Source organism: Allobosea sp. P1_B10 (genome assembly GCF_056406735.1).
On record NZ_JBFTZP010000002.1, the window covers coordinates 459,422 to 478,302 of the forward strand.

Sequence of the window (18,881 nt, forward strand, 5' to 3'; positions counted from 1 at the left end):
CGGCAGCATTCCGCTGGCCGGCCCGCCGGATCATCATTCCAATGTCCATGCTTAAAAATATCTGCGTCGCTTTTGTCGGCCTGACGATTTCGACCGCCGCGCTGGCTGCCGAAGACTGCACGAGCGAGCGCTCGATCAAGTCAGCGGATAGCAACCAGGCTGCCAAGGTTCAGTTCAAGAACGACAGCAAGAGCCGCGTCAAGATTTACTGGCTGAACTATGAGGGCAAGCGCGAGCACTACAGCGATGTGGCCCCCGGCCGCAGCTATAGCCAGGACACGTTCATGACGCACCCATGGGTCGTCACCGATACGAGCGGTCAGTGCATCCTGCTGTTCAGGCCGCTGCCCGGCGCCACGGTCGCGACGATCAAGAACGTCGACTGAACCAAAAGGGGCTTCGCGGGAGCGCACCCGCGAAGCCCTGATTTTGCGAGAAGGCCGATCAAGGCGCGTTCCGGCTCGAACGCGATCGGCAATAGACCTTACGCCGCCGGCGCAAAATCCATTGCGACGCCGTTCATGCAGTAGCGCAGGCCAGTGGGCGGCGGGCCGTCGGGGAAGACGTGGCCGAGATGGCCGCCGCAGCGGGCGCAGTGCACTTCCGTGCGGACCATGCCGAATTTGCGGTCCTCCGTGACGCCGACCGCGCCTTCGAGCGGCTGGTCGAAGCTCGGCCAGCCCGTGCCGCTCTCGAACTTCTTGCCGGCGGTGAACAACGGATTGCCGCAACCGGCGCAGGTGAAGGTGCCGGCGCGCTTTTCGTAGTTCAGGGCGCAGGAACCGGCGCGCTCGGTGCCATGCTCGCGCAACACATGATACTGCTCGGGCGTGAGCTTGGCGCGCCACTCGGCCTCCGAGAACTGCACCGGGAAGGTCTCGTCCTGGCTCTTCTCTGTCCCGAACATGCTCATCAGGCCCATATCCGTCTCCTTCTCTGCCGCGGGCCAATGGCCCGGCCGCTACGTTCAGCAGCTTCGTGTTCGAAGCGCAATATGGCGATCGTCGCGCGGATTTCAGCCCCGAACCGCCGCAATCGGTTTCACGTTCCTGTTGACCGCGCGCTTGCGCCTGCAACTGCCGGGGCGCGCAGGCGTCACCCCACCGTCACGCTGCTTCTCTAGTCGGATCGCCATCGCAGTGAGCCGACCAAGAGGCGGAAACGATGCAGACAGCGCGGGCGGTTCGGCGTGAGACGGCATCGGGGCTGACGACGGCGGTGCATCGCAGCAAGGCGTTGTCGAAGGCGGGGCTGTCGGAACGGCTCTTCACGCTCGCCTTTTCCGGGCTGGTCTATCCGCAGATCTGGGAGGATCCAGTCGTCGACATGGAGGCGCTCGCCCTGCGGCACGACGATCATGTCGTCGCGATCGCCTCGGGCTCGTGCAACATCCTGTCCTATCTCACAGCGCAGCCCGCGAGGATCAGCGCGGTCGACCTGAACGGCGCCCATATCGCGCTCGGCCGGTTGAAGCTTGCGGCGCTGGCCAATCTCGACTGCCACGACGATTTCCTGAGTCTGTTCGGGCAGGCTCGCGCGCCCGCCAACATTGCGCTCTACGACCGCGGCATCGCACCCCATCTAGACCCGGTGTCGCGCGCCTATTGGGAGGGGCGCGGCCTCGATGGGCGCCGACGCATCAGCATGTTCGCGCGGAATTTCTATCGCTTTGGACTGCTCGGCCGCTTCATCGGCGCGTGCCACCTGCTCGGACGCATGCTCGGCTGCGACCCCCGCGTGATGCTCCAGGCCCGCGACATGGACGAGCAACGCGCCCTGTTCGAGCGCCATCTCGCGCCGGTCTTCGACAAGCCTTTCGTGCGCTGGCTGATCCGCCAGCCGGCCTCGCTCTATGGGCTCGGCATTCCTCCAGCCCAGTACAAAGCGCTGGCTGCCGAGGGCGACGCCGGCATTCGCGGCGTCCTGCGCCACAGGCTCGAGCGGCTGGCCTGCGGCTTCGACCTCAAGACGAACTATTTCGCTCGACAGGCTTTTGGCCGCAGCTATGCGCCTGGCCCGGATGCCGCAGTGCCCCCCTATCTGCAGCGCGAGCATTTCGCGGTCGTCAAGGCGGGTGGATCGCGTGTCGGCTATCACCAGAGTGCGATTACCGCCTATCTCGAGAACCAGCCGGCCGAGAGTTGCGATGCCTATGTCCTCCTCGATGCCCAGGACTGGATGAACGATACCGAACTGACCGGCCTCTGGGCGCAGATCACGCGAACGGCCCGGCCGGGAGCACGGGTGATCTTCCGGACCGCAGCCGACGAGCGCCTGCTGCCGGGGCGCGTCCCGGCGGGGATCCTCGATCGCTGGGACTATCGGGAGGCGGCGAGCCGCAGGCTTGGCGAGCAGGACCGCTCGTCGATCTACGGCGCCTTCCACCTCTATGTCCTGTCCGGGCCGGCGTCTTGACCATGGCGCGCGCGCTCGGGGACGCTGCTGGGCTGATGGACGCGATGTACCGGCATCAGCGGCATGTCTATGACGCCAGCCGGAAGTTCTACCTGCTGGGGAGGGATCGCTTGATCGCCGGGCTCGCTCCCCCTCCGCAAGGGACGGTCCTCGAAATCGGCTGCGGCACCGGCCGCAACCTGATCGCGATCGCGAGACGTTATCCGGGGCTGCGCTGCCATGGCCTCGACGTGTCCTCGGCCATGCTCGCGACTGCGGACACGGCGGTGACGCGGGCGCGGCTCGGCAATCGCATCTGGCTGGCGCAGGCCGATGCCACGAACTTCGATCCCGAGACGCTGTTCGGGATCGAAGGATTCGACCGGATCGTGATCTCCTATGCGCTCTCGATGATCCCGCCCTGGCAGGCAGTGGTTGCGCATGCGTTGGCGATGCTCAATCCGGGCGGCTCGCTGCATATTGTCGATTTCGGCGATCAGGCCGGGCTGCCTGCGCCGGTCGGCGCAGCGCTCAGTCGCTGGCTGGCACTGTTCCAGGTGACACCGCGCCGGGACATGCCGGCGGTCATCGCGGCGCTGGCCGAGGCGAGGGGGTTCCGGGGCGCTGCCGGCCCGATGTTCCGTGGCTATGCGGTCAGAGCGGTGGTCGAGCGGCCGATGCCGTGAGCATGGCTTGCGGGACGCGCCAGCGGGCCGCATGCTACCACGCGATGATGGATGAGATACCGCAGAAGGCGAGCGATCGGCGCGGCGTCGACCGCCTGTGCGATCGGCTTCGGCAGCTTTATCACGGGCGCTCCCTGGCGGCGGTGCGCTTCCAGTTCGCGATCATCATCGTCGACCTGCTGATCATCGCCTTCTTCATCGCCACGCCACTGATCCGCGACCGGCCGAATTTCCTCTGGATCGACTATGCGGTGGCAGCGATCGTGGCCGCAGAGATCATCGCGCGGCTGCTGGGCGCTTCGAACTCCTGGCGCTTCCTTCGCCAGCCAAGCACAATCCTGGACCTGTTCATCCTGGCGACGCTGCTGGCGCCGCAATGGCTGGAGAATTTCGGGTTCCTGCGGATCCTGAGGTTGTGGTCGTTCTCGCAGCGCAGGCTGATCTGGGATCAGCTGCGGGTGACGCGCTATCGCGGCTGGGAGGACATCTCGCGGGCGCTGATCAATCTCGCGACCTTTCTCTTCGTGGTCACCGGCTTCGTCTACAGCTTCTTCTTCCGCGATGCCTCGGGGCTCGCGGGCTATGTCGAGGCCCTGTATTTCACGGTCGCCACCGTGACCACGACGGGGTTCGGCGACGTTACCCTGCCGGGGATCGCCGGGAAGCTGACGTCGATCTGCGTCATGATCGTCGGCATCTCGCTGTTCGTGCGGTTGGCGCAAGCGGTGTTCCGCCCTGACAAGGTGACCTTTCCGTGCCCTGAATGCGCGCTGCAGCGGCATGACCCCGACGCCGTGCACTGCAAGGCCTGCGGTCACATCTTGAAGATCCCCGACCACGACGACTGATCAGCCGACCTGAATGCCTTTCCAGAAGGCGATCCGGCCCTTGATGCCAGCGGCGGCCTCTTTCGGATCGGCATAGAACCAGGCTGCGTCAGGATTCTCCCGGCCGTCGACGACGAGCGAATAATAGTTCGCCAGGCCTTTCCAACCGCAGACCGAGGTCGTCTCGCTGGGCCGGAGCAGATCGGTCCTGACGGCGTCGCGGGGAAAATAGTGGTTGTTCTCGACGACGACTGTGTCATCGGACTCCGCGATCACCGTGCCGTTCCATGTGGCCTTGACCATGCCGTGCCTCCTGAGAGCGCCGTCTCGACGACCTGTTCTCATGGCAGCCGAAACGTTCTCGCTCAGTGGCGCGTTTCGGCCTCGTGCGTGGCAGCACCCACGCTTTCCATCGTGATGGCTGTCTTCTTGGGCATCCCGATGATGCGGCCGATTGTGGCTGGCAACGGCATCATGCTGTGCGCTGCCTTCATCAAGGCGAGATTGGCCAGGATGTCGGCGGGGAAGGGCGTCACCTTGCGGTTGAGCATGTCGACATGCAGCGACATGTTCTCGCTGGTCGCGGCGAGCCAGCCTTCGTTGGCATGGCGCATCTCGAGATAATAATGCAGCCGCTTGTCGTCGAATGCGACGAGTTGCGCGGTGACGCGGACAACGTCGCTTTCTGTGAGCTCGCGCTTGTAGAGCACATGGCATTCCGCGGTGAAGGTCGAGGCGTGCCGCGTGTTCAGATAGTCCTCGTCGAGCCCGACGACAGAGAAGACCTCGTCGACCGCACGGTCGAACAGGACATGGTAAAAGGCCATGTTGAGATGGCCGTTCCTGTCGATCCATTCCGGCTCGACCCGCATCGCCGAGGATACGAAAGGGGCAAAGAACAACGCCGGAGCGCGGATTTCGTCTTTCATGGCCGCCTCCTGCTCTAGGCGCGCCCTCGCGGCTCGCCGATGGTCGAAAGGCCGAATGTCCGCGGCGCCATTGCCACCGTCCATCCTTTGCCTGCATGTTCCCGGCTGCATGGTCCGCCATGCGTTGGCCGGGCTTGTCTCCGGTCGCGTCGGACTGGAAAACGGTGACAAGTTCACGAGACCGTACGCTTCTAACGCGCGGTCTTGCGAAATCGTTCAAACATAAGTTAAGCGCCAAAATTGGATGATGACAATGAGCAAGGCTGCCCCGTTACCTCATGACGCACCCGCTTCCGCCGCAACGCTCCCGCCGTCTTCCGAGGCGATCGCAGCGGTCACGGGCGCCCTAGCGGCCTCGTTCGGCAACCGGCTCGTCACCAGCCTCGCGGTGCGCGAGCAGCACGGCCACACGCTGACCTGGATCGCCAACCAGCCGCCGGATGCGGTCGTTTACCCGCAAACCACTGTCGAAGTGTCTGAGATCGTCAAGCTTTGCGCCGAGCATGGCGTGCCGGTCATCGCCTATGGCACGGGCACCTCGCTGGAGGGCCACGTCAATGCGCCCTATGGCGGCGTCTGCATCGACCTGAGCCAGATGAAGCGCATCATCGCGGTCCACACTGAGGATCTCGACTGTGTCGTCGAGGCGGGCGTCACTCGCAAGGAACTCAACGAGCATCTGCGCGACCAGGGCCTGATGTTCCCCATCGACCCCGGCGCCGATGCCTCGATCGGTGGCATGGCGGCGACCCGCGCCTCGGGCACCAATGCGGTGCGCTACGGCACGATGAAGGACAATGTGCTGGCCCTGACCGCGGTGATGGCCGACGGCTCGATCGTCAAAACCTCCGCCCGCGCGCGCAAAACCTCGGCGGGCTACGACCTGACGCGGTTGCTCGTCGGCTCGGAAGGCACGCTCGGTGTCATCACCGAGATCACGCTGAAGCTGCACGGCATCCCCGAGGCAATTTCGGCGGGCGTCTGCCCGTTCCCCTCGGTGAAGGCGGCCTGCGACGCCACGATCGTGACGATCCAGACCGGCCTGCCGGTGGCGCGCATCGAGTTGATGGACGACGTCATGATCCGCGGCGTCAACCTGCATTCCAAGCTCGGCCTGCCCGAGACCACCATGCTGTTCGTCGAGTTCCACGGCTCGGAAGCCGGTGTGAAGGAACAGGCCGAGCGCTTCGGCGAGATCGCGGCGGAGTTCGGCGGCGGACCGTTCGATTGGGCGACAAAGGCGGAAGATCGGACCAAGCTCTGGCAGGCGCGTCATGACGCGTACTGGGCGGCCAAGGCGCTGCGCCCCGGCTTCAACTCGGTCGCGACCGATGTCTGCGTGCCGATCTCGCAGCTCGCGGCCTGCGTCGAGGCAACCAAGGCCGATATCGCGGAGATGGGCCTCCTGGCGCCGATCGCCGGCCATGTCGGCGACGGCAATTTCCACACGCAGCCGCTGATGGATTTGAACAACCCGGAAGAGGTCGCGCTGGTGCAGGGCTTCATCGACCGGCTGGTCAAGCGCGCGCTCGCCATGGGCGGCACCTGCACCGGCGAGCACGGCCTCGGCCAGAAGAAGGGCAAATATCTCGAGGCCGAGCATGGTGTCGCGGCCGTCGAGGTGATGCGGCTGCTGAAGCGCTCGCTCGACCCGCGCAATATCCTCAACCCCGGCAAGATGCTGCCGATGGGGTAGGGCGTTCGGGCCCGCTCCCCTGTAATTGGCGCTCTGAAGCGATGGAAATGTCGTGATCTTGCCGCGACCTGGCGGCATGATCACGGCGCGATGAGACATATGAGGATCATTCCCGACGGTGCGTGAGACGCTGACAGTCCTGGCTGGCCTGCTGGTCGCGATCCTGCTCGCTGCCCTGATCGGGCCGGGCTTCGTCGACTGGCGTGCCTACAGGCCGCAGATCGAGGCAAGGCTGAGCACGGCGCTCGGCGTCGAGACCAGCGTGGCCGGCGGGATTTCGCTACGGCTCCTGCCGTCTCCGCGCCTGTCGCTCGGGGCTGTGCGGGTCGGGGCGGTCGATGGAGCGCGGAGCTCCGCAACGATCGAGCAGGTCACGGTCGAGTTGGCCTTGGCTGCGCTCGCTCGCGGCGAGTTCCGATTCTCCCACGCCGCTGCCGAGGGAGCTACGCTGAATGCGGTGCTCGACGCGCACGGCGCCCTGCAACTCCCGATGCGGTCCAGTTCGGGCTTGCCGGCGCAGACCAGCCTCGATCAGGTCAGCATCAGACGCTCCGCGCTTGTCTGGCGCGAACCCGGCAAGGCGCCGGTGACGCTGGCGCCGATCGCGGCGGAGCTCTCCGCAGTCAGCCTCGAGGGGCCGTGGCGCGTCGAGGGGGAGGTCGCGGGCACCTCGCTGCGCGTATCGACCGGGGTGATCGAGCCCGATGGTCGGCTGCGCGCCAAGGCCTCGCTCACGGGCGAGGCGCTTCAGCTCGGCTTCGATGGAAATTTCCGGCTCGCTGCGGGGGGCGACGCTGTCGGGCTCGGTCTCGAAGGTGCGTTCACGCTGGCCCCGGGCGGCGCGGTGGCGCTGACCGGACGCGTCAATGGCGGCAGCCGCCAGCTCGATCTCTCGGGCCTCGTCCTCGATATCGCCGGTGGCGCGGCCAAGCTGGAAGGCGAGGGCCAGTATCGCCCCGATGGCGGCACGGGCACGCTGGCACTGCGGGCGCGCCGGCTGGATGTCGACGCGCTCTCCGACGCACTTGCCGATCGTGCCGGCTTTGCCCATGCGCTCACCGCGCTGCCTGGCAACTTCGACGTCAGCCTCGACCTCGACCAGGTGATATGGCGCGGCGAGGACTTTTCCGCCTTCAGCCTGCGTGGGAGGCTCGACGATCTCGGCCTGAGCGATGCCAACGCCTCGGTGCGGGTCGCCGGAGCGCTGCTGGGTGCGTCGGGGGCCATCGACGCCAAGGGCGTCGCCGGGCGCCTCAACCTCAAGGCGGAGGATTCGCGCCGCGTCGCGCTGGTGCTCGGGCGCGCGGGTCTCGATGCCGCCCTGGCGGATCTGATCGCGGGGCTCGGGCGCATCGATGCCGACGCTGTCGGAGCCTGGGATGGCGGGCGCATCGCGTTCGAGCGCCTGCTGGTGACCGGAAGCTCCGGGATCAGGCTGGAGGGATCCGGCGACATCATGCCCGAGCGGCTCGCGGCTAGGCTCGCGCTGAGCGGGCTCGACCTGTCGGCGCTGCCGCCCGCCGAGAGCTTTTCCGGGCTGGTCGGTGGCCGCGATCTCGCCCTCGATCTCGCCCTCAACAATGCGCGTTATCGCAATGCCCCGCCTGGCTCGGCCAGTCTCGATCTGCGTCGCGAGGGCGCAGTCTGGCGCCTGAGCCGGCTCGCCATCGACGGTTTCGGCGGCATTGGCGTCACCGGCAACGGGACGCTGCTCGCTGAGGGCGGGGAGATTTCCGGCCGTGTCCGCGCGCCGCGCTTCGAGACGCTGGCCGCGCTTGCCGGTCCGGTCCTGCCCGACAGCGTGCGGCAGGCGCTGGGTCGCGTGGGCGACGGGCTGGCGCGGCTCGATGCGAGCTTTCGTCTGACGCGCGCCGCCAGCGCCGAGACGGCGGTCTCGGTCGAGGGCACGGCACAGGCGGGCAAGCTCGCTCTGGACGGGCGCATCGACAAGGCCGGTGTCTGGAGCAGCGCATCCCTGCGCTTCGACCTGACCGAGCGCCGGCAGGTGTTCGCGGCGCTCGGCCTGCCGCAGCCGCAGTTGGGCGGGCCCGGACGACTGACGCTCGAGCAGCGCCCCGAACGGCTTGCGGGCTCTCTCGCCGGGACGGGATTGTCGGTGGTTCTGGAAGGCACGGGCGCGGCGGCGGGGCGCCTGACCGTACAGGCCGACCGGCCCGGCCAGATCCTGCCCGATGGGCCGGCGCGGCTGCTGCCCGATGCGCTTTTCGACGCCAACGCCAAGGTCGCGATTACCAGCGAGGCCGTCTCGCTCGACGACATCGTCGTCAATCTCGGTGCGACGGGCGCTCGCGGTTCCCTCGCTCTGGCGCGTGAGGGCGGTGTTTCGGGGCGCCTCGTCCTGCCCAGCGTCGACCTGCGTGCCGTGCTCGGCGGTGTGCTGGGGGCTGGACCGGCAGCGGCCGGCGCTGGCTGGTCGACTGTCCGTTTCGGGCAGACGCCGCCGCTCGGGGATCTCAAGCTGTCGATCGAGGCCGGCACGCTGGTCGTGGCAGAAGGCGCGAGCCTGAACGGGGCGCGTTTCGCGCTACGCGCCGACCGCGACGGGGCCGGCATCGACGACCTAACCGCCGCCTATGCCGGTGGCCAGATCAGCGGGCGCGTCGCTTTGCGGCGCGAGGGTGGGCTCGGTCAGCTCACCGGCCGGATCGGGCTGGCGCAGCTCGATCTCGGCACGATCACGAAGGGCGCGCTTGGCGGCAAGCTCTCGGGCCAGCTCGAGGCTGGCGGTTCCGGCGAAAGCCCGGCGCGGTTGATCGCCGGGCTCGGGGGCTCCGGCGCTCTGCAGCTGAACGGCGCGAGCCTCGCGAGATTCGATCCGAACGCCTATTCGCGGTTGATCGACGCCACGGGCGAGGATGCCTCGGAAAGCGAGGCGGCGCGCTTGCAGGAGCGTCTCGGCAAGGCACTGGATCAGGCTGCCTGGCCGCTTGGCGACATCGCCCTGCCGTTCACTCTGGCGGGCGGTCTGGCGCGGCTGCAGCCGCTGAGCTTCCAGCGTAACGGTCTGCGCGCCGAGGCGAGCGGGCTGGTCGATCTGCGCGCCTTCAGCGCCGATGTCAGGCTTGGCCTGCGCCCGCTGGGCCCTCTGCCGAAGGGCTGGCCCACCGACGCGCCGCAGGTGGTCGTCGCCTGGCGCGGGCCGCTGACCAATCTGCAGCGCGAGACCGATGTCGGGGCGCTCTCCAATGCCGTGGCGGCGCGGGCACTGGCACGCGAGATCGAGCGGGTCGAGGCGTTCGAAGCCGATGCCCGCGAGCGGGCGGCGAATTCGCGCCGGCTGCGGGCCGAGCGCGAGACGCGAGAGAACGAACGCAAGCTAGCAGAATTCTTGAAAGCCGAGGAAGAGCGCCGTATTGCCGAGGAGAAGCGCGCCGAGGAGGCGCGGCGAGCCGAGGAAAAGCGCATCGAGGACGCGAGGCGGGCCGAAGAGGCGCGGCGGCTTGCCGAGGACAAGCGGGCCGAGGAGCTTCGGCGCGTGGAAGAGGCACGTCGCGTGGCCGAGGAGCGCCGGGCCGAGGAGGCCAAGCGTGCCGACGAGCAGCGGCAGGAGCAGGAAATTCGCCGTCGCATAGAAGCCGAGTTGAGGGCCGAACGCGCGCGGGCGGTGGCCGAGCGGGCAGCCGCGGAGCGGGCGCCTCAGCCGGGCCCGCTGGTTCTGCCGAGCGCGCCTCGCGAGGTCATCGAGGACGCGAACCGGAGGGCGGCCCCTCCATTGGCGCCACCGCTCGATATCCAGTCGATCCCGCGACCGCTCTCACGCAGCAGCCAGCCGAACTGAAGCGTCGTTGACAGGTTGATTCAACGTGATCATCCGTTGATTCAAGTTAATGCTGCAAATCATTGAAAGATCGCAGAAGTATCCGTGCGCCTGAATCCAGAGAAGCCGGCGGAGGAGCCTGGATTTTTGCCAAGGGCGTTGGGTCATGGGTAGGGCAGTGCCGAGCCGCACCGACTCCGCTCGGGCAATCCGACGGAATGCCGGCTAGGTTACGGGCACTTCAGCCTTCGCCTGCAAGCGTCCGATAATGGGCCAGCACATGCAGGCGCAACGCCGATGACAGATTGTTGTCGCCGCGGCGGGAATCGATCTCGGCGATCACGGACGCCAGCGTGCGCTGTTGGAGAGCCGCGATCTGCTTCAGCCCCTCCCAGAACGCATCCTCCAGCGAGACGCTGGTGCGATGGCCAGCGATCGAGAGCGAGCGCTTGCGCTCGGTACTCATCGGGACTTGTCGTCCTCGCCGCGCAGGCGATGCCCGTCGAGTTCGCGGGCCGCCTTGTCGCGTTCAGCCTCGATTAGCGTACGCTCGGCCTTGGTCCGTCCGAAGCTGATGCGGTTCTGCTCGGCTTTCGCCTCGGCGTCCTGCCGCGTGCGCTGCTTGCGGGCGCGGCGGAGGTTGATGATCTCGGCCACAGCCCTGCCTCAGGCCGGCCCGAGCATAAGCTCGGGCTTCACGGTTGCGTCGAACAGTTCGGCCGCCACGCCGGCGCGCAGAGCCTCCTCGCGCAGGGTCGTGCCGTTGTGGTGGGCCGACTTCGCGATCAACGCGGCCTTGTCGTAGCCGATCGCCGGGGCCAGCGCGGTGACCAGCATCAGCGAGCGCGAGAGCAGCTCGGTGAGGCGATCGCGGTTGGGCTCGATGCCCTCGACGCAGTTGCTGCGGAAGCTGTCGGCGGCGTCGGCCAGCAACCGGACCGATTGCAGGAACGCGCTGGCGATGACGGGCTTGAAGACGTTGAGCTCGAAATGGCCCTGGCTGGCGGCGAAGCCGATCGTGGTCTGGTTGCCGAGAACCTGGGAGGCCACCATCGTCAGCGCCTCGGCCTGCGTCGGGTTGACCTTGCCGGGCATGATCGACGAGCCGGGCTCGTTTTCGGGCAGGCTGATCTCGCCGAGGCCCGAACGCGGGCCCGAACCCATCAGGCGGATGTCGTTGGCGATTTTGAACAGGTCGGAGGCGAGGGCTGCCAGCGCGCCGTGTCCGCTCGCCATCGCGCCATGGCTCGCCAGCGCCTCGAACTTGTTCTCCGCGGAGCGGAAGGGCAGGTCTGTCAGCGCAGCGACCTCGCTGGCGAAGCGCCCGGCGAAGGCGGGATGGGTATTGAGGCCGGTGCCGACGGCGGTGCCGCCCTGCGCCAGGGCCTGGAGGTCGCCAAGAGTCGCCTCGATGCGGGCGATGCCGAGCTGGAGCTGCGTGGCATAGCCGGAGAATTCCTGGCCGAGCGTGACCGGCGTCGCGTCCTGCAGATGGGTGCGGCCGATCTTGACGAGGTCGGTATAGGCCTCGGCCTTGTCCGCGAGCGCCTGCTGGAGCCTGCGCAGCGCCGGCAGCAGGCGCTGGGTTATCTCCAGCGTCGCGGCGATATGCATCGCGGTTGGGAAGCAATCGTTCGAGGACTGGCCGCGATTGACGTGGTCGTTAGGGTGAACCGGGCTCTTTGCGCCGAGGCCGACGCCCAAAATCTCATTGGCGCGGTTGGCCAGGACCTCGTTGGCGTTCATGTTGCTTTGCGTGCCCGAGCCGGTCTGCCAGACCACCAGGGGGAAATGCGTGTCGAATTTCCCGCTGAGCGCCTCATCAGCCGCCTGTTCGATTGCCCCCGCCACGCGCGGCTCGATGAGTCCCAGCCCGGCATTGACGCGGGCGGCCGCCTTTTTCACCAGGACCAGTGCGTGGACCAGCGGCAGCGGCATGCGCTCGCGCTCGCCGCCGATGCGGAAATTCTCGAGCGAGCGCTGCGTCTGCGCGCCCCAGTAGCGATCGGCCGGCACCGCGATGGGCCCGAAGGAATCCGTTTCGGTGCGGCTGTCGCTCATCGCGGGTATTCCTGGCAGAGGGGAGGGATGACGCTCCTGCGCGGCCTTGTGAGCTCTGTCGGCTCAGATCTTCTTGTGCTCAGGTCTTCTTGCGGAAGGCGTCGAGGCTGACGACCTGGGCGCTGCCCGTCTCGTCTCCGGTGGTCGCGTTGGAGTCCGTATCGGTTTCCTTTGCCGCTGGCTTGGCGTCAGCATCGCCGTCGCGCTCGGCAGGCTGCTTGAGCTTGAGGGCAGGCACGCCAGCGGGCTTCACCTTGGCAGGCAGCGCCACGGGAGCAGCCGGTGCCACGCTGGGCTCCGAGCCCGCACCACGCGGCTTGGCGCCAGCCGGCGCGGCCTCGTCGGCCGAGGCAGCATCGGCCGCGTCCTGGTTCTCGAACTTCAGGCCGAACTGCACTGACGGATCGAAGAACGTGGTGATCGCATCGAACGGCACCAGCAGGCGCTCGGGAACGCCGGAGAAGGACAAGCCGACCTCGAAGGAGTGGTCGCTGACGTTCAGGTCCCAGAACTGGTGCTGGAGAACGATCGTCATCTCTTCGGGATGCTTTTCGCGCAGGCGCGAGGACATGCGCACACCGGGCGCCGTGGTCTTGAAGGTGACGTAGAAATGATGCTCGCCAGGCAGGCCGTCGCGGCCGGCGTCACTGAGAATCTTGCGCACGACGCCCTTCAGTGCCTCCTGCACCATGAGGTCGTAGCGAAGAATGTCCTTTGTCATCGTGTCGATGATCCGATTCCGCTTTACCAGCTCCGGCGGGAACGGCCGGCATGCCCTTGAGAAAAAAGTGGAGGCTTCTGTTGCCAGGCGCCTCCGAGCCCCGCCTTACGTCGCTAAACGGAAGGACTTAGGTTTGGGAACCAGCACCGCTTACGCGGCGACAGCGACCCGAGCATTGTTGTCATTGGCAACTATGCGTTAGCCCTATAACGGCGGAACCATACCGAGCAAAAGAACGGCCTTTACACCCTCGTCGATCCTATTTCGCCCCCGCCGCAGCCCTGCCGCCAGACGGCAGGTCCCTCATCGCTTGCGCAATCAAGAGCCCCGTTGCGAGATGCAGCAGGGCTGTGGTGGAGGCGCCGGGTACCGCCCCCGGGTCCGAAAAGCTTATTTCGACGTCCGTTTATCGCCATAGCCGCTCTTGCGAGTGGCAAGCCGAATATAGGGGCAGCGAGCGCGCGGGGAAAGAGAGGATGGCGCGAATTCTGGTGGAGATCGTCAGTTTAGAATGCGGCCGTCATAGGCGCTGATGTCGATCTGGCGCTCATTGCCGTCCTGATCGTGCCCGGCGATCTCCCAGCGCGCGCCAGCGAGTGCGATTTCATCGATCCTGACGATCCCGAAACTCCAGGCGATATCGCGCGCGACGCGCTCGCTGACGCTGGGGGCGTGGTTTGCCGGGCGCGGCTCGGTCGAGGACGGCAAGGCCGCCCCGGTCAGCGTCACGGTGAACATCAGCCCGACGATCGTTCCCTGAAAATGCATGGTCGGCCTCTGGAAGCACTCTGTCCTGAGGCTCAGAGACACCAGGAATGTGGCACTTCCTGTGGCGTGCGGGGCTGTCCCTGCATCACGCCACTTCGCAATCTCGCGAGCGGCTAAGCGTCGTCATGGGCGCGTGGTGCCGGCCGACGCGGGGCGGTCGCGTTCCATCTTGATCACCACGCCGTCGCTGGCGCGCAGGTTTATCTCGATCTCGGCACCGGCGCTGTCGCGGCCCTCGATCTCCCACTTGCCGTCGTCCAGCTTGATCTCCTCGATCCGGATCACGCCATTCTCGCTTGCGATGCGACGCGCCTCCTCCATCGAGATGGCGGGCGGGCCCGGCTGGATGGGCGTTGGCGCCTGGGCAGAGGCAAGCGTCACGCTGCCGGCAAGAGCTGCAGAGAACGCCAGGGCACGTGTCATCCTGTGAAAGGGCATGATGCTATGTCTCCTTCGCTATGACTTGCGGAGGAAACCGGGCGGCCATGGCATTGTTCCGGCCGTAGCGCGGGCCCGCCCCGCCAGAGAAAGCCGGGGATGCCTCAGGGAGGGGGCGCGCGTTTTTCGAGCGTACCGGCTATGGTCGATGCGCTTTTCCAGGATTCGCCATGCGCCAGTATCACGACCTGCTCCAACGCGTGCTGAACGAAGGCGTCCGCAAGGATGACCGCACGGGCACCGGCACGCTTGCCGTCTTCGGCCACCAGATGCGCTTCGATCTCTCGGAGGGCTTTCCCCTGGTGACGACGAAGAAGCTGCATCTGAAATCGATCATCCACGAGCTGATCTGGTTCCTGCGCGGCGATACGAATGTGCGCTATCTCCGGGAGAACGGCGTCACGATCTGGGACGAATGGGCCGACGCCAATGGCGACCTCGGACCTGTGTACGGAAGTCAGTGGCGCTCCTGGCCTGCGCCTGACGGCCAGACGATCGACCAGATCGCCTGGCTCGTTGACGAGATCAAACGCAACCCGGACTCGCGCCGACTGATCGTCACGGCCTGGAACCCCGCCGATATCCCGAAGATGGCGCTGGCACCGTGCCACTGCCTGTTCCAGTTCTTTGTCCAGCCATCGAGCGAGGGGCCGGCGAAGCTGTCCTGCCAGCTCTATCAGCGCTCGGCCGACGTGTTCTTGGGCGTGCCCTTCAACATCGCGAGTTATGCGCTGCTGACGCATATGGTTGCGCAGGTCACCGGGCTGCAGGTCGGCGATTTCGTGCACAGTTTTGGCGACACGCATCTCTATGTGAACCATCTCGACCAGGCGCGGCTGCAGCTCTCGCGCGAGCAGCGGCCGCTGCCCCGGCTCAACCTCAATCCGGCCGTCACGCGGCTGGAGGATTTTTCGTTCGAGGATGTCATGATCGAAGGCTACGACCCCCATCCCGCGATCAAGGCGCCGATTGCCATATGAGTTACGCGATCCGCTCTGCCCGGCCCGACGAGGCCGGCCTCGTCCTCTCCTTCATCAAGGAACTGGCCGACTACGAAAAGCTGTCGCATGAGGTCGTGGCGACGGATGCCGAGATCGCGGAGGCGCTTTTTGGCGCCAATCCGCGCGCCTTCTGCGACATTGCCGAGTGGGACGGCGAGCCGGTCGGCTTCGCGGTCTGGTTCTACACCTATTCGACGTTCAGCGGCCGGCACGGCATCTGGCTCGAGGACCTCTATGTCCGGCCGGAGCAGCGCGGGCGCGGTATCGGCAAGGCTCTGATCGCCGGGCTGGCCAAGCGCTGCGTCGCGGAAGGCTTGCCGCGGCTGGCCTGGTGGGTGCTGAACTGGAACGAGCCCTCGCGGGTTTTCTACCGCTCGATCGGCGCCAAGGCGCAGGACAAATGGACTGTGAAGCGGCTCGATGGCGATGCGCTGACGCGCCTCGCGCAGGAGAGCTGAGGCATGGCGGGTCTGCCCCTCGTCCTCGTCGCGGCTGTCGCCGACAATGGCGTCATCGGCAACGACAACAAGCTGATCTGGCGGTTGAAGACCGATCTCAGACATTTCCGCCGGCTGACGACGGGCTGCCCTATCATCATGGGCCGCAAGACCTTCCTCTCCATCGGCAAGCCGCTGCCGGGACGCGAAACCATCGTGCTGACCCGCGACCAGGGTTTCGCGGCAGACGGCGCCCACGTCGCACATGGGTTCGACGCCGCGATGGAGATGGGCCAGCGCATCGGTGGCGCGATGGGGGCTCATTCCGTCATCATCGGAGGGGGCACGGAGATCTATGCGCAGGCCCTGCCGAGCGTCCACCGGCTGGAGTTGACGCTGGTTCATGGCGAGCCGGAAGGCGATGCCACCTTCCCCGATTGGGACCGGTCGGCGTTCGAGGAGACGGCGCGGGAGGACCATCCCCGCAGTGCCGATGATGAATATCCGTTCACATTCGCGACGTTTAGCCGCCGCGCGTGAGAGCCGGATTCAGCCGAGAAAAGGGATTTTCCGTTCACGATGAACCGTTTGCGCCGTTGACGAATCCGTGTCCCATGCCCAACTCAGCGCCACGGGTCCGCAAGGACGCTGACAAACGGCCGGCATTCGCCTATTGCACGGCCTGACACGAACGCAAGGGAACGTCACAAGTATGCCTTGGAGCAACCAGAGCGGCGGCGGCAATGGGGGGGGACCCTGGGGCCAGCGCGGAGGAAGTGGCGGCGGTGGCCCTTGGGGCGGCGGTGGCGGTTCTAACGGGAGCGGAGGCGGCAGCCCGCCCGATCTCGAAGAGATCCTTCGGCGCAGCCAGGACCGGCTCAAGAACTTCATGCCCGGCGGCAATCTCGGCGGGCGCAGCCTGCTTCTCGGCGTCCTGGTTCTGCTCGTGATCTGGGCCGCGACAGGCGTCTATTTCGTTCGGCCCAACGAGGTCGGCCTGAACATCGTCTTCGGCAAGTTCGTCGGCAAGACCGGCGAAGGCGCGAACTGGAACTGGCCCTATCCGATCGGCAGCGTGATCAAGCCTACGGTCACAAACGTTATCACCACAGAAGTCGGTTTCCGAACCGTCGAGTCCGTGCGCACCTCGCGCCAGACCGATGTGACCGAGGAAAGCCTGATGCTGACCGGTGACGAAAACATCGTCGACGTCGACGTCATCGTACAGTGGCAGATCGACCCGGTCGCTCCGGAGAACTTCGTATTCAACATCCAGGATCCCGCAGGCACCGTCAAAGCCGTAGCCGAAAGCGCGATGCGCGAGGTCATTGGTCGTCGCAACATCCAGCCCGTGCTGACGACCGATCGCGGCGCGATCGAGACTGAAGTGCGCCAGCTGATGCAGGAGACGCTCGACAGCTACAAGGCGGGCGTGCAGATCCGCCTCGTCCAGCTACAGAAGGTCGACCCGCCGCAGCAGGTCATCGACGCCTTCCGCGACGTCCAGGCGGCCCGCGCCGACCAGGAGCGCCTGCGCAACGAAGCGCAGACCTACGCCAACCGGGTCGTGCCCGAGGCCCGCGGTCGTTCGGCCCAGCTGGTGCAGGCAGCCGAAGCCTTCAAGGACCAGACTGTGGCAGAAGCTCTCGGTCAGGCCAGCCGTTTCAATGCGGTGTATGAGCAGTACAAGAACGCGCCAGGCGTCACTCGCGAACGGTTGTTCATCGAGACGATGGAGCGCGTGCTGGGTGGAACGGATAAAGTGATCATCGATCAGAAGAATGGCGGCCAGGGCGTCGTGCCCTATCTGCCGCTGACCGAACTCCAGCAGCCTCGCCGTCAGGCTCCGGGCGCTCCGCAGGCGGGAGGCACCCGATGAACGGTTCCATCCTGCGCGTCGGCGCGCTCATCGCCGTCGGCATCGTCGCCGTCCTGTTCTATGCCGGCACCTATGTGGTCCAGCAGACGCAATCGGCCATCGTCCTGCAGTTCGGGCGGGTTCGCACGATCTCGACTACGCCGGGCCTGTATTTCAAGCTCCCGGCGCCGTTCGAGACCGTGACCTATCTCGACAACCGCATCCTCGATCTCGATCTTCCCTCGCAGGAAATCATCGCCTCGGACCAGAAGCGTCTCGTGGTCGATGCCTTCACGCGCTACAAGATCTCCGATCCCCTGCGCTTCTATCAGGCGGTCAACAACATCCCGCGCGCAAACTCGCAGCTGGCCTCGATCGTCAATGGTACGGTCCGCAGCGTACTCGCCGAGGCGTCCTTCACCGCCATGGTGCGCACCGATCGCTCGCGCCTGATGAACCGCATCCGCGACGAGGTGAACCGCGAGGCCGCGCGCTTCGGCATGACGGTCGTCGACGTCCGGCTGCGCCGCGTCGATCTGCCGGGGGCCAACTCGGCTGCGGTGTTCCAGCGCATGCAAACCGAACGCCAGCGGGAGGCGGCGGAAGCCCGCGCGCTCGGTGGTCAGCAGGCCCAGGAAATCCGCGCCCGCGCCGACAGGGACTCGACTGTGATCGTCGCAGAGGCCCAGCGCCGCTCCGACGAGATCCGAGGCGAGGGTGAAGGCGAGCGAAACAAGGTCTTCGCCGAGGCTTTCGGCAAGGATCCGGAGTTCTTCGCGTTCTACCGCTCGATGCAGGCCTATGAGGCCAGCATCAAGCCGGGCGACACGCGCATGGTCCTGTCTCCCGATACGCCGTTCTTCCGGTTCTTCAATGGACCGCAGGCACGGCGCCCCGCAGGCGAGACGACGTCGGCGCCTGCGCCGGCGACGCCTGCCCAACCTTGATCCCACGAGCCCGGGCGTCCGCGCATGCTTGATTTCATCGCGGCACTCGGGCTCGTATTCGCCATCGAGGGCATATTGTTCGCGGCAGTGCCCAATCTCGCGAAGGACGCCCTTCGCAGTGCCGCGGAGACACCAGTCGACCGGATGCGCCTGATCGGACTGGGATCGGCCGTCATCGGCGTGGTCCTGGTCTGGCTTGCGCGAGGGCTCTAGCGAAGCAGTGGATGGCCGAAGGCCTCCGCGCGCCGCGAAGTCTTCAAGCCACCGCCGGCAGGACGTCGAGGCGACTTGGTCGCCGGCGCCGGGATCGGGCATGATGACGCGATTGTGCGTCGCCCTT

The 18,881-nt window shown here is 66.4% G+C and carries 21 protein-coding genes and 1 other RNA gene; 12 read left to right on the forward strand and 10 right to left on the reverse strand.

Going from position 1 to position 18,881, the window contains the following annotated elements; all coding sequences use genetic code 11:
- Positions 1 to 41: 41 nt before the first annotated feature.
- Complete coding sequence (locus AC1D2L_RS06920) at positions 42 to 386, forward strand: VHL beta domain-containing protein (RefSeq protein WP_476845094.1); 345 nt, start codon at positions 42 to 44, stop codon at positions 384 to 386.
- 98 nt (positions 387 to 484) lie between these two features.
- Here AC1D2L_RS06920 and msrB read toward each other — a convergent pair whose 3' ends face one another.
- Positions 485 to 913, reverse strand: coding sequence for a peptide-methionine (R)-S-oxide reductase MsrB (gene msrB, locus AC1D2L_RS06925; RefSeq protein ID WP_476845228.1), 429 nt, complete (start codon positions 911 to 913; stop codon positions 485 to 487).
- A gap of 251 nt (positions 914 to 1,164) precedes the next feature.
- On the opposite strand from msrB, the gene AC1D2L_RS06930 reads away from it, so the two are divergent.
- Genes AC1D2L_RS06930 through AC1D2L_RS06940 form a run of 3 tightly spaced genes read left to right on the forward strand, consistent with a single transcriptional unit; the run spans position 1,165 to position 3,928 of the window.
- Positions 1,165 to 2,415, forward strand: a complete 1,251-nt coding sequence (locus tag AC1D2L_RS06930; protein ID WP_476845095.1) for a BtaA family protein — start codon at positions 1,165 to 1,167, stop codon at positions 2,413 to 2,415.
- A gap of 2 nt (positions 2,416 to 2,417) precedes the next feature.
- Complete coding sequence (locus AC1D2L_RS06935) at positions 2,418 to 3,080, forward strand: class I SAM-dependent methyltransferase (RefSeq protein WP_476845096.1); 663 nt, start codon at positions 2,418 to 2,420, stop codon at positions 3,078 to 3,080.
- A 47-nt stretch (positions 3,081 to 3,127) separates the two neighbouring features.
- On the forward strand, positions 3,128 to 3,928 hold the full coding sequence (locus tag AC1D2L_RS06940; protein WP_476845097.1) for a potassium channel family protein: 801 nt from the start codon (positions 3,128 to 3,130) through the stop codon (positions 3,926 to 3,928).
- Here the strand turns inward: AC1D2L_RS06940 and AC1D2L_RS06945 are convergent, their stop codons facing one another.
- Together AC1D2L_RS06945 and AC1D2L_RS06950 are read right to left on the reverse strand one after the other, a co-directional pair.
- Positions 3,929 to 4,210, reverse strand: a complete 282-nt coding sequence (locus AC1D2L_RS06945) for a DUF427 domain-containing protein (protein ID WP_476845098.1) — start codon at positions 4,208 to 4,210, stop codon at positions 3,929 to 3,931. It abuts the gene before it with no gap.
- Positions 4,211 to 4,272: 62 nt separating this feature from the next.
- Positions 4,273 to 4,836: a thioesterase family protein gene (locus AC1D2L_RS06950; RefSeq protein ID WP_476845099.1), complete on the reverse strand. Its 564-nt coding sequence runs from the start codon at positions 4,834 to 4,836 to the stop codon at positions 4,273 to 4,275.
- A 253-nt stretch (positions 4,837 to 5,089) separates the two neighbouring features.
- Here AC1D2L_RS06950 and AC1D2L_RS06955 point away from each other — a divergent pair, with 253 nt between their 5' ends.
- On the forward strand, positions 5,090 to 6,532 hold the full coding sequence (locus AC1D2L_RS06955; protein ID WP_476845100.1) for an FAD-binding oxidoreductase: 1,443 nt from the start codon (positions 5,090 to 5,092) through the stop codon (positions 6,530 to 6,532).
- 118 nt (positions 6,533 to 6,650) lie between these two features.
- A complete protein-coding gene (locus AC1D2L_RS06960) occupies positions 6,651 to 10,331 on the forward strand; it encodes an AsmA family protein (RefSeq protein ID WP_476845101.1) in 3,681 nt (1,226 codons plus the stop codon).
- 220 nt (positions 10,332 to 10,551) lie between these two features.
- Here the strand turns inward: AC1D2L_RS06960 and AC1D2L_RS06965 are convergent, their stop codons facing one another.
- The 7 genes from AC1D2L_RS06965 to AC1D2L_RS06995 form a co-directional block, all read right to left on the reverse strand.
- The gene (locus tag AC1D2L_RS06965; protein WP_476845102.1) at positions 10,552 to 10,776 is read right to left on the reverse strand and encodes a ribbon-helix-helix domain-containing protein; all 225 of its coding nucleotides are present in this window, start codon (positions 10,774 to 10,776) and stop codon (positions 10,552 to 10,554) included.
- Positions 10,773 to 10,967, reverse strand: coding sequence for a DUF4169 family protein (locus tag AC1D2L_RS06970; RefSeq protein WP_476845103.1), 195 nt, complete (start codon positions 10,965 to 10,967; stop codon positions 10,773 to 10,775). Before AC1D2L_RS06970 ends, AC1D2L_RS06965 begins: the two co-directional genes overlap by 4 nt.
- A 9-nt stretch (positions 10,968 to 10,976) precedes the next feature.
- The gene (fumC, locus tag AC1D2L_RS06975; protein WP_476845104.1) at positions 10,977 to 12,371 is read right to left on the reverse strand and encodes a class II fumarate hydratase; all 1,395 of its coding nucleotides are present in this window, start codon (positions 12,369 to 12,371) and stop codon (positions 10,977 to 10,979) included.
- Between the two features lie 79 nt (positions 12,372 to 12,450).
- Positions 12,451 to 13,092, reverse strand: a complete 642-nt coding sequence (locus AC1D2L_RS06980) for an SspB family protein (RefSeq protein WP_476845105.1) — start codon at positions 13,090 to 13,092, stop codon at positions 12,451 to 12,453.
- Between the two features lie 66 nt (positions 13,093 to 13,158).
- Positions 13,159 to 13,566, reverse strand: a transfer-messenger RNA (tmRNA) gene (gene ssrA, locus AC1D2L_RS06985).
- A 27-nt stretch (positions 13,567 to 13,593) separates the two neighbouring features.
- Positions 13,594 to 13,860 carry a hypothetical protein gene (locus tag AC1D2L_RS06990; RefSeq protein WP_476845106.1) on the reverse strand — a complete coding sequence of 89 codons (267 nt, stop codon included), beginning with the start codon at positions 13,858 to 13,860 and terminating at the stop codon, positions 13,594 to 13,596.
- Positions 13,861 to 13,983: 123 nt separating this feature from the next.
- Positions 13,984 to 14,298: a PepSY domain-containing protein gene (locus AC1D2L_RS06995; RefSeq protein ID WP_476845107.1), complete on the reverse strand. Its 315-nt coding sequence runs from the start codon at positions 14,296 to 14,298 to the stop codon at positions 13,984 to 13,986.
- Between the two features lie 170 nt (positions 14,299 to 14,468).
- On the opposite strand from AC1D2L_RS06995, the gene AC1D2L_RS07000 reads away from it, so the two are divergent.
- The 6 genes from AC1D2L_RS07000 (at position 14,469) to AC1D2L_RS07025 (ending at position 18,754) form a co-directional block, all read left to right on the forward strand.
- Positions 14,469 to 15,278: a thymidylate synthase gene (locus AC1D2L_RS07000; protein ID WP_476845108.1), complete on the forward strand. Its 810-nt coding sequence runs from the start codon at positions 14,469 to 14,471 to the stop codon at positions 15,276 to 15,278.
- A complete protein-coding gene (locus AC1D2L_RS07005; RefSeq protein WP_476845109.1) occupies positions 15,275 to 15,757 on the forward strand; it encodes an N-acetyltransferase family protein in 483 nt (160 codons plus the stop codon). The genes AC1D2L_RS07000 and AC1D2L_RS07005 overlap by 4 nt, the downstream gene beginning before the upstream one ends.
- A 3-nt stretch (positions 15,758 to 15,760) precedes the next feature.
- Complete coding sequence (locus tag AC1D2L_RS07010; RefSeq protein WP_476845110.1) at positions 15,761 to 16,276, forward strand: dihydrofolate reductase; 516 nt, start codon at positions 15,761 to 15,763, stop codon at positions 16,274 to 16,276.
- A 172-nt stretch (positions 16,277 to 16,448) separates the two neighbouring features.
- Positions 16,449 to 17,615 (forward strand): FtsH protease activity modulator HflK, encoded by a 1,167-nt coding sequence (hflK, locus tag AC1D2L_RS07015; protein ID WP_476845111.1) that lies wholly within the window; start codon positions 16,449 to 16,451, stop codon positions 17,613 to 17,615.
- The gene (gene hflC / locus AC1D2L_RS07020; protein ID WP_476845112.1) at positions 17,612 to 18,541 is read left to right on the forward strand and encodes a protease modulator HflC; all 930 of its coding nucleotides are present in this window, start codon (positions 17,612 to 17,614) and stop codon (positions 18,539 to 18,541) included. Before hflK ends, hflC begins: the two co-directional genes overlap by 4 nt.
- Before the next feature lie 24 nt (positions 18,542 to 18,565).
- Complete coding sequence (locus AC1D2L_RS07025) at positions 18,566 to 18,754, forward strand: DUF2065 domain-containing protein (RefSeq protein ID WP_476845113.1); 189 nt, start codon at positions 18,566 to 18,568, stop codon at positions 18,752 to 18,754.
- Positions 18,755 to 18,881 lie beyond the last annotated feature (127 nt).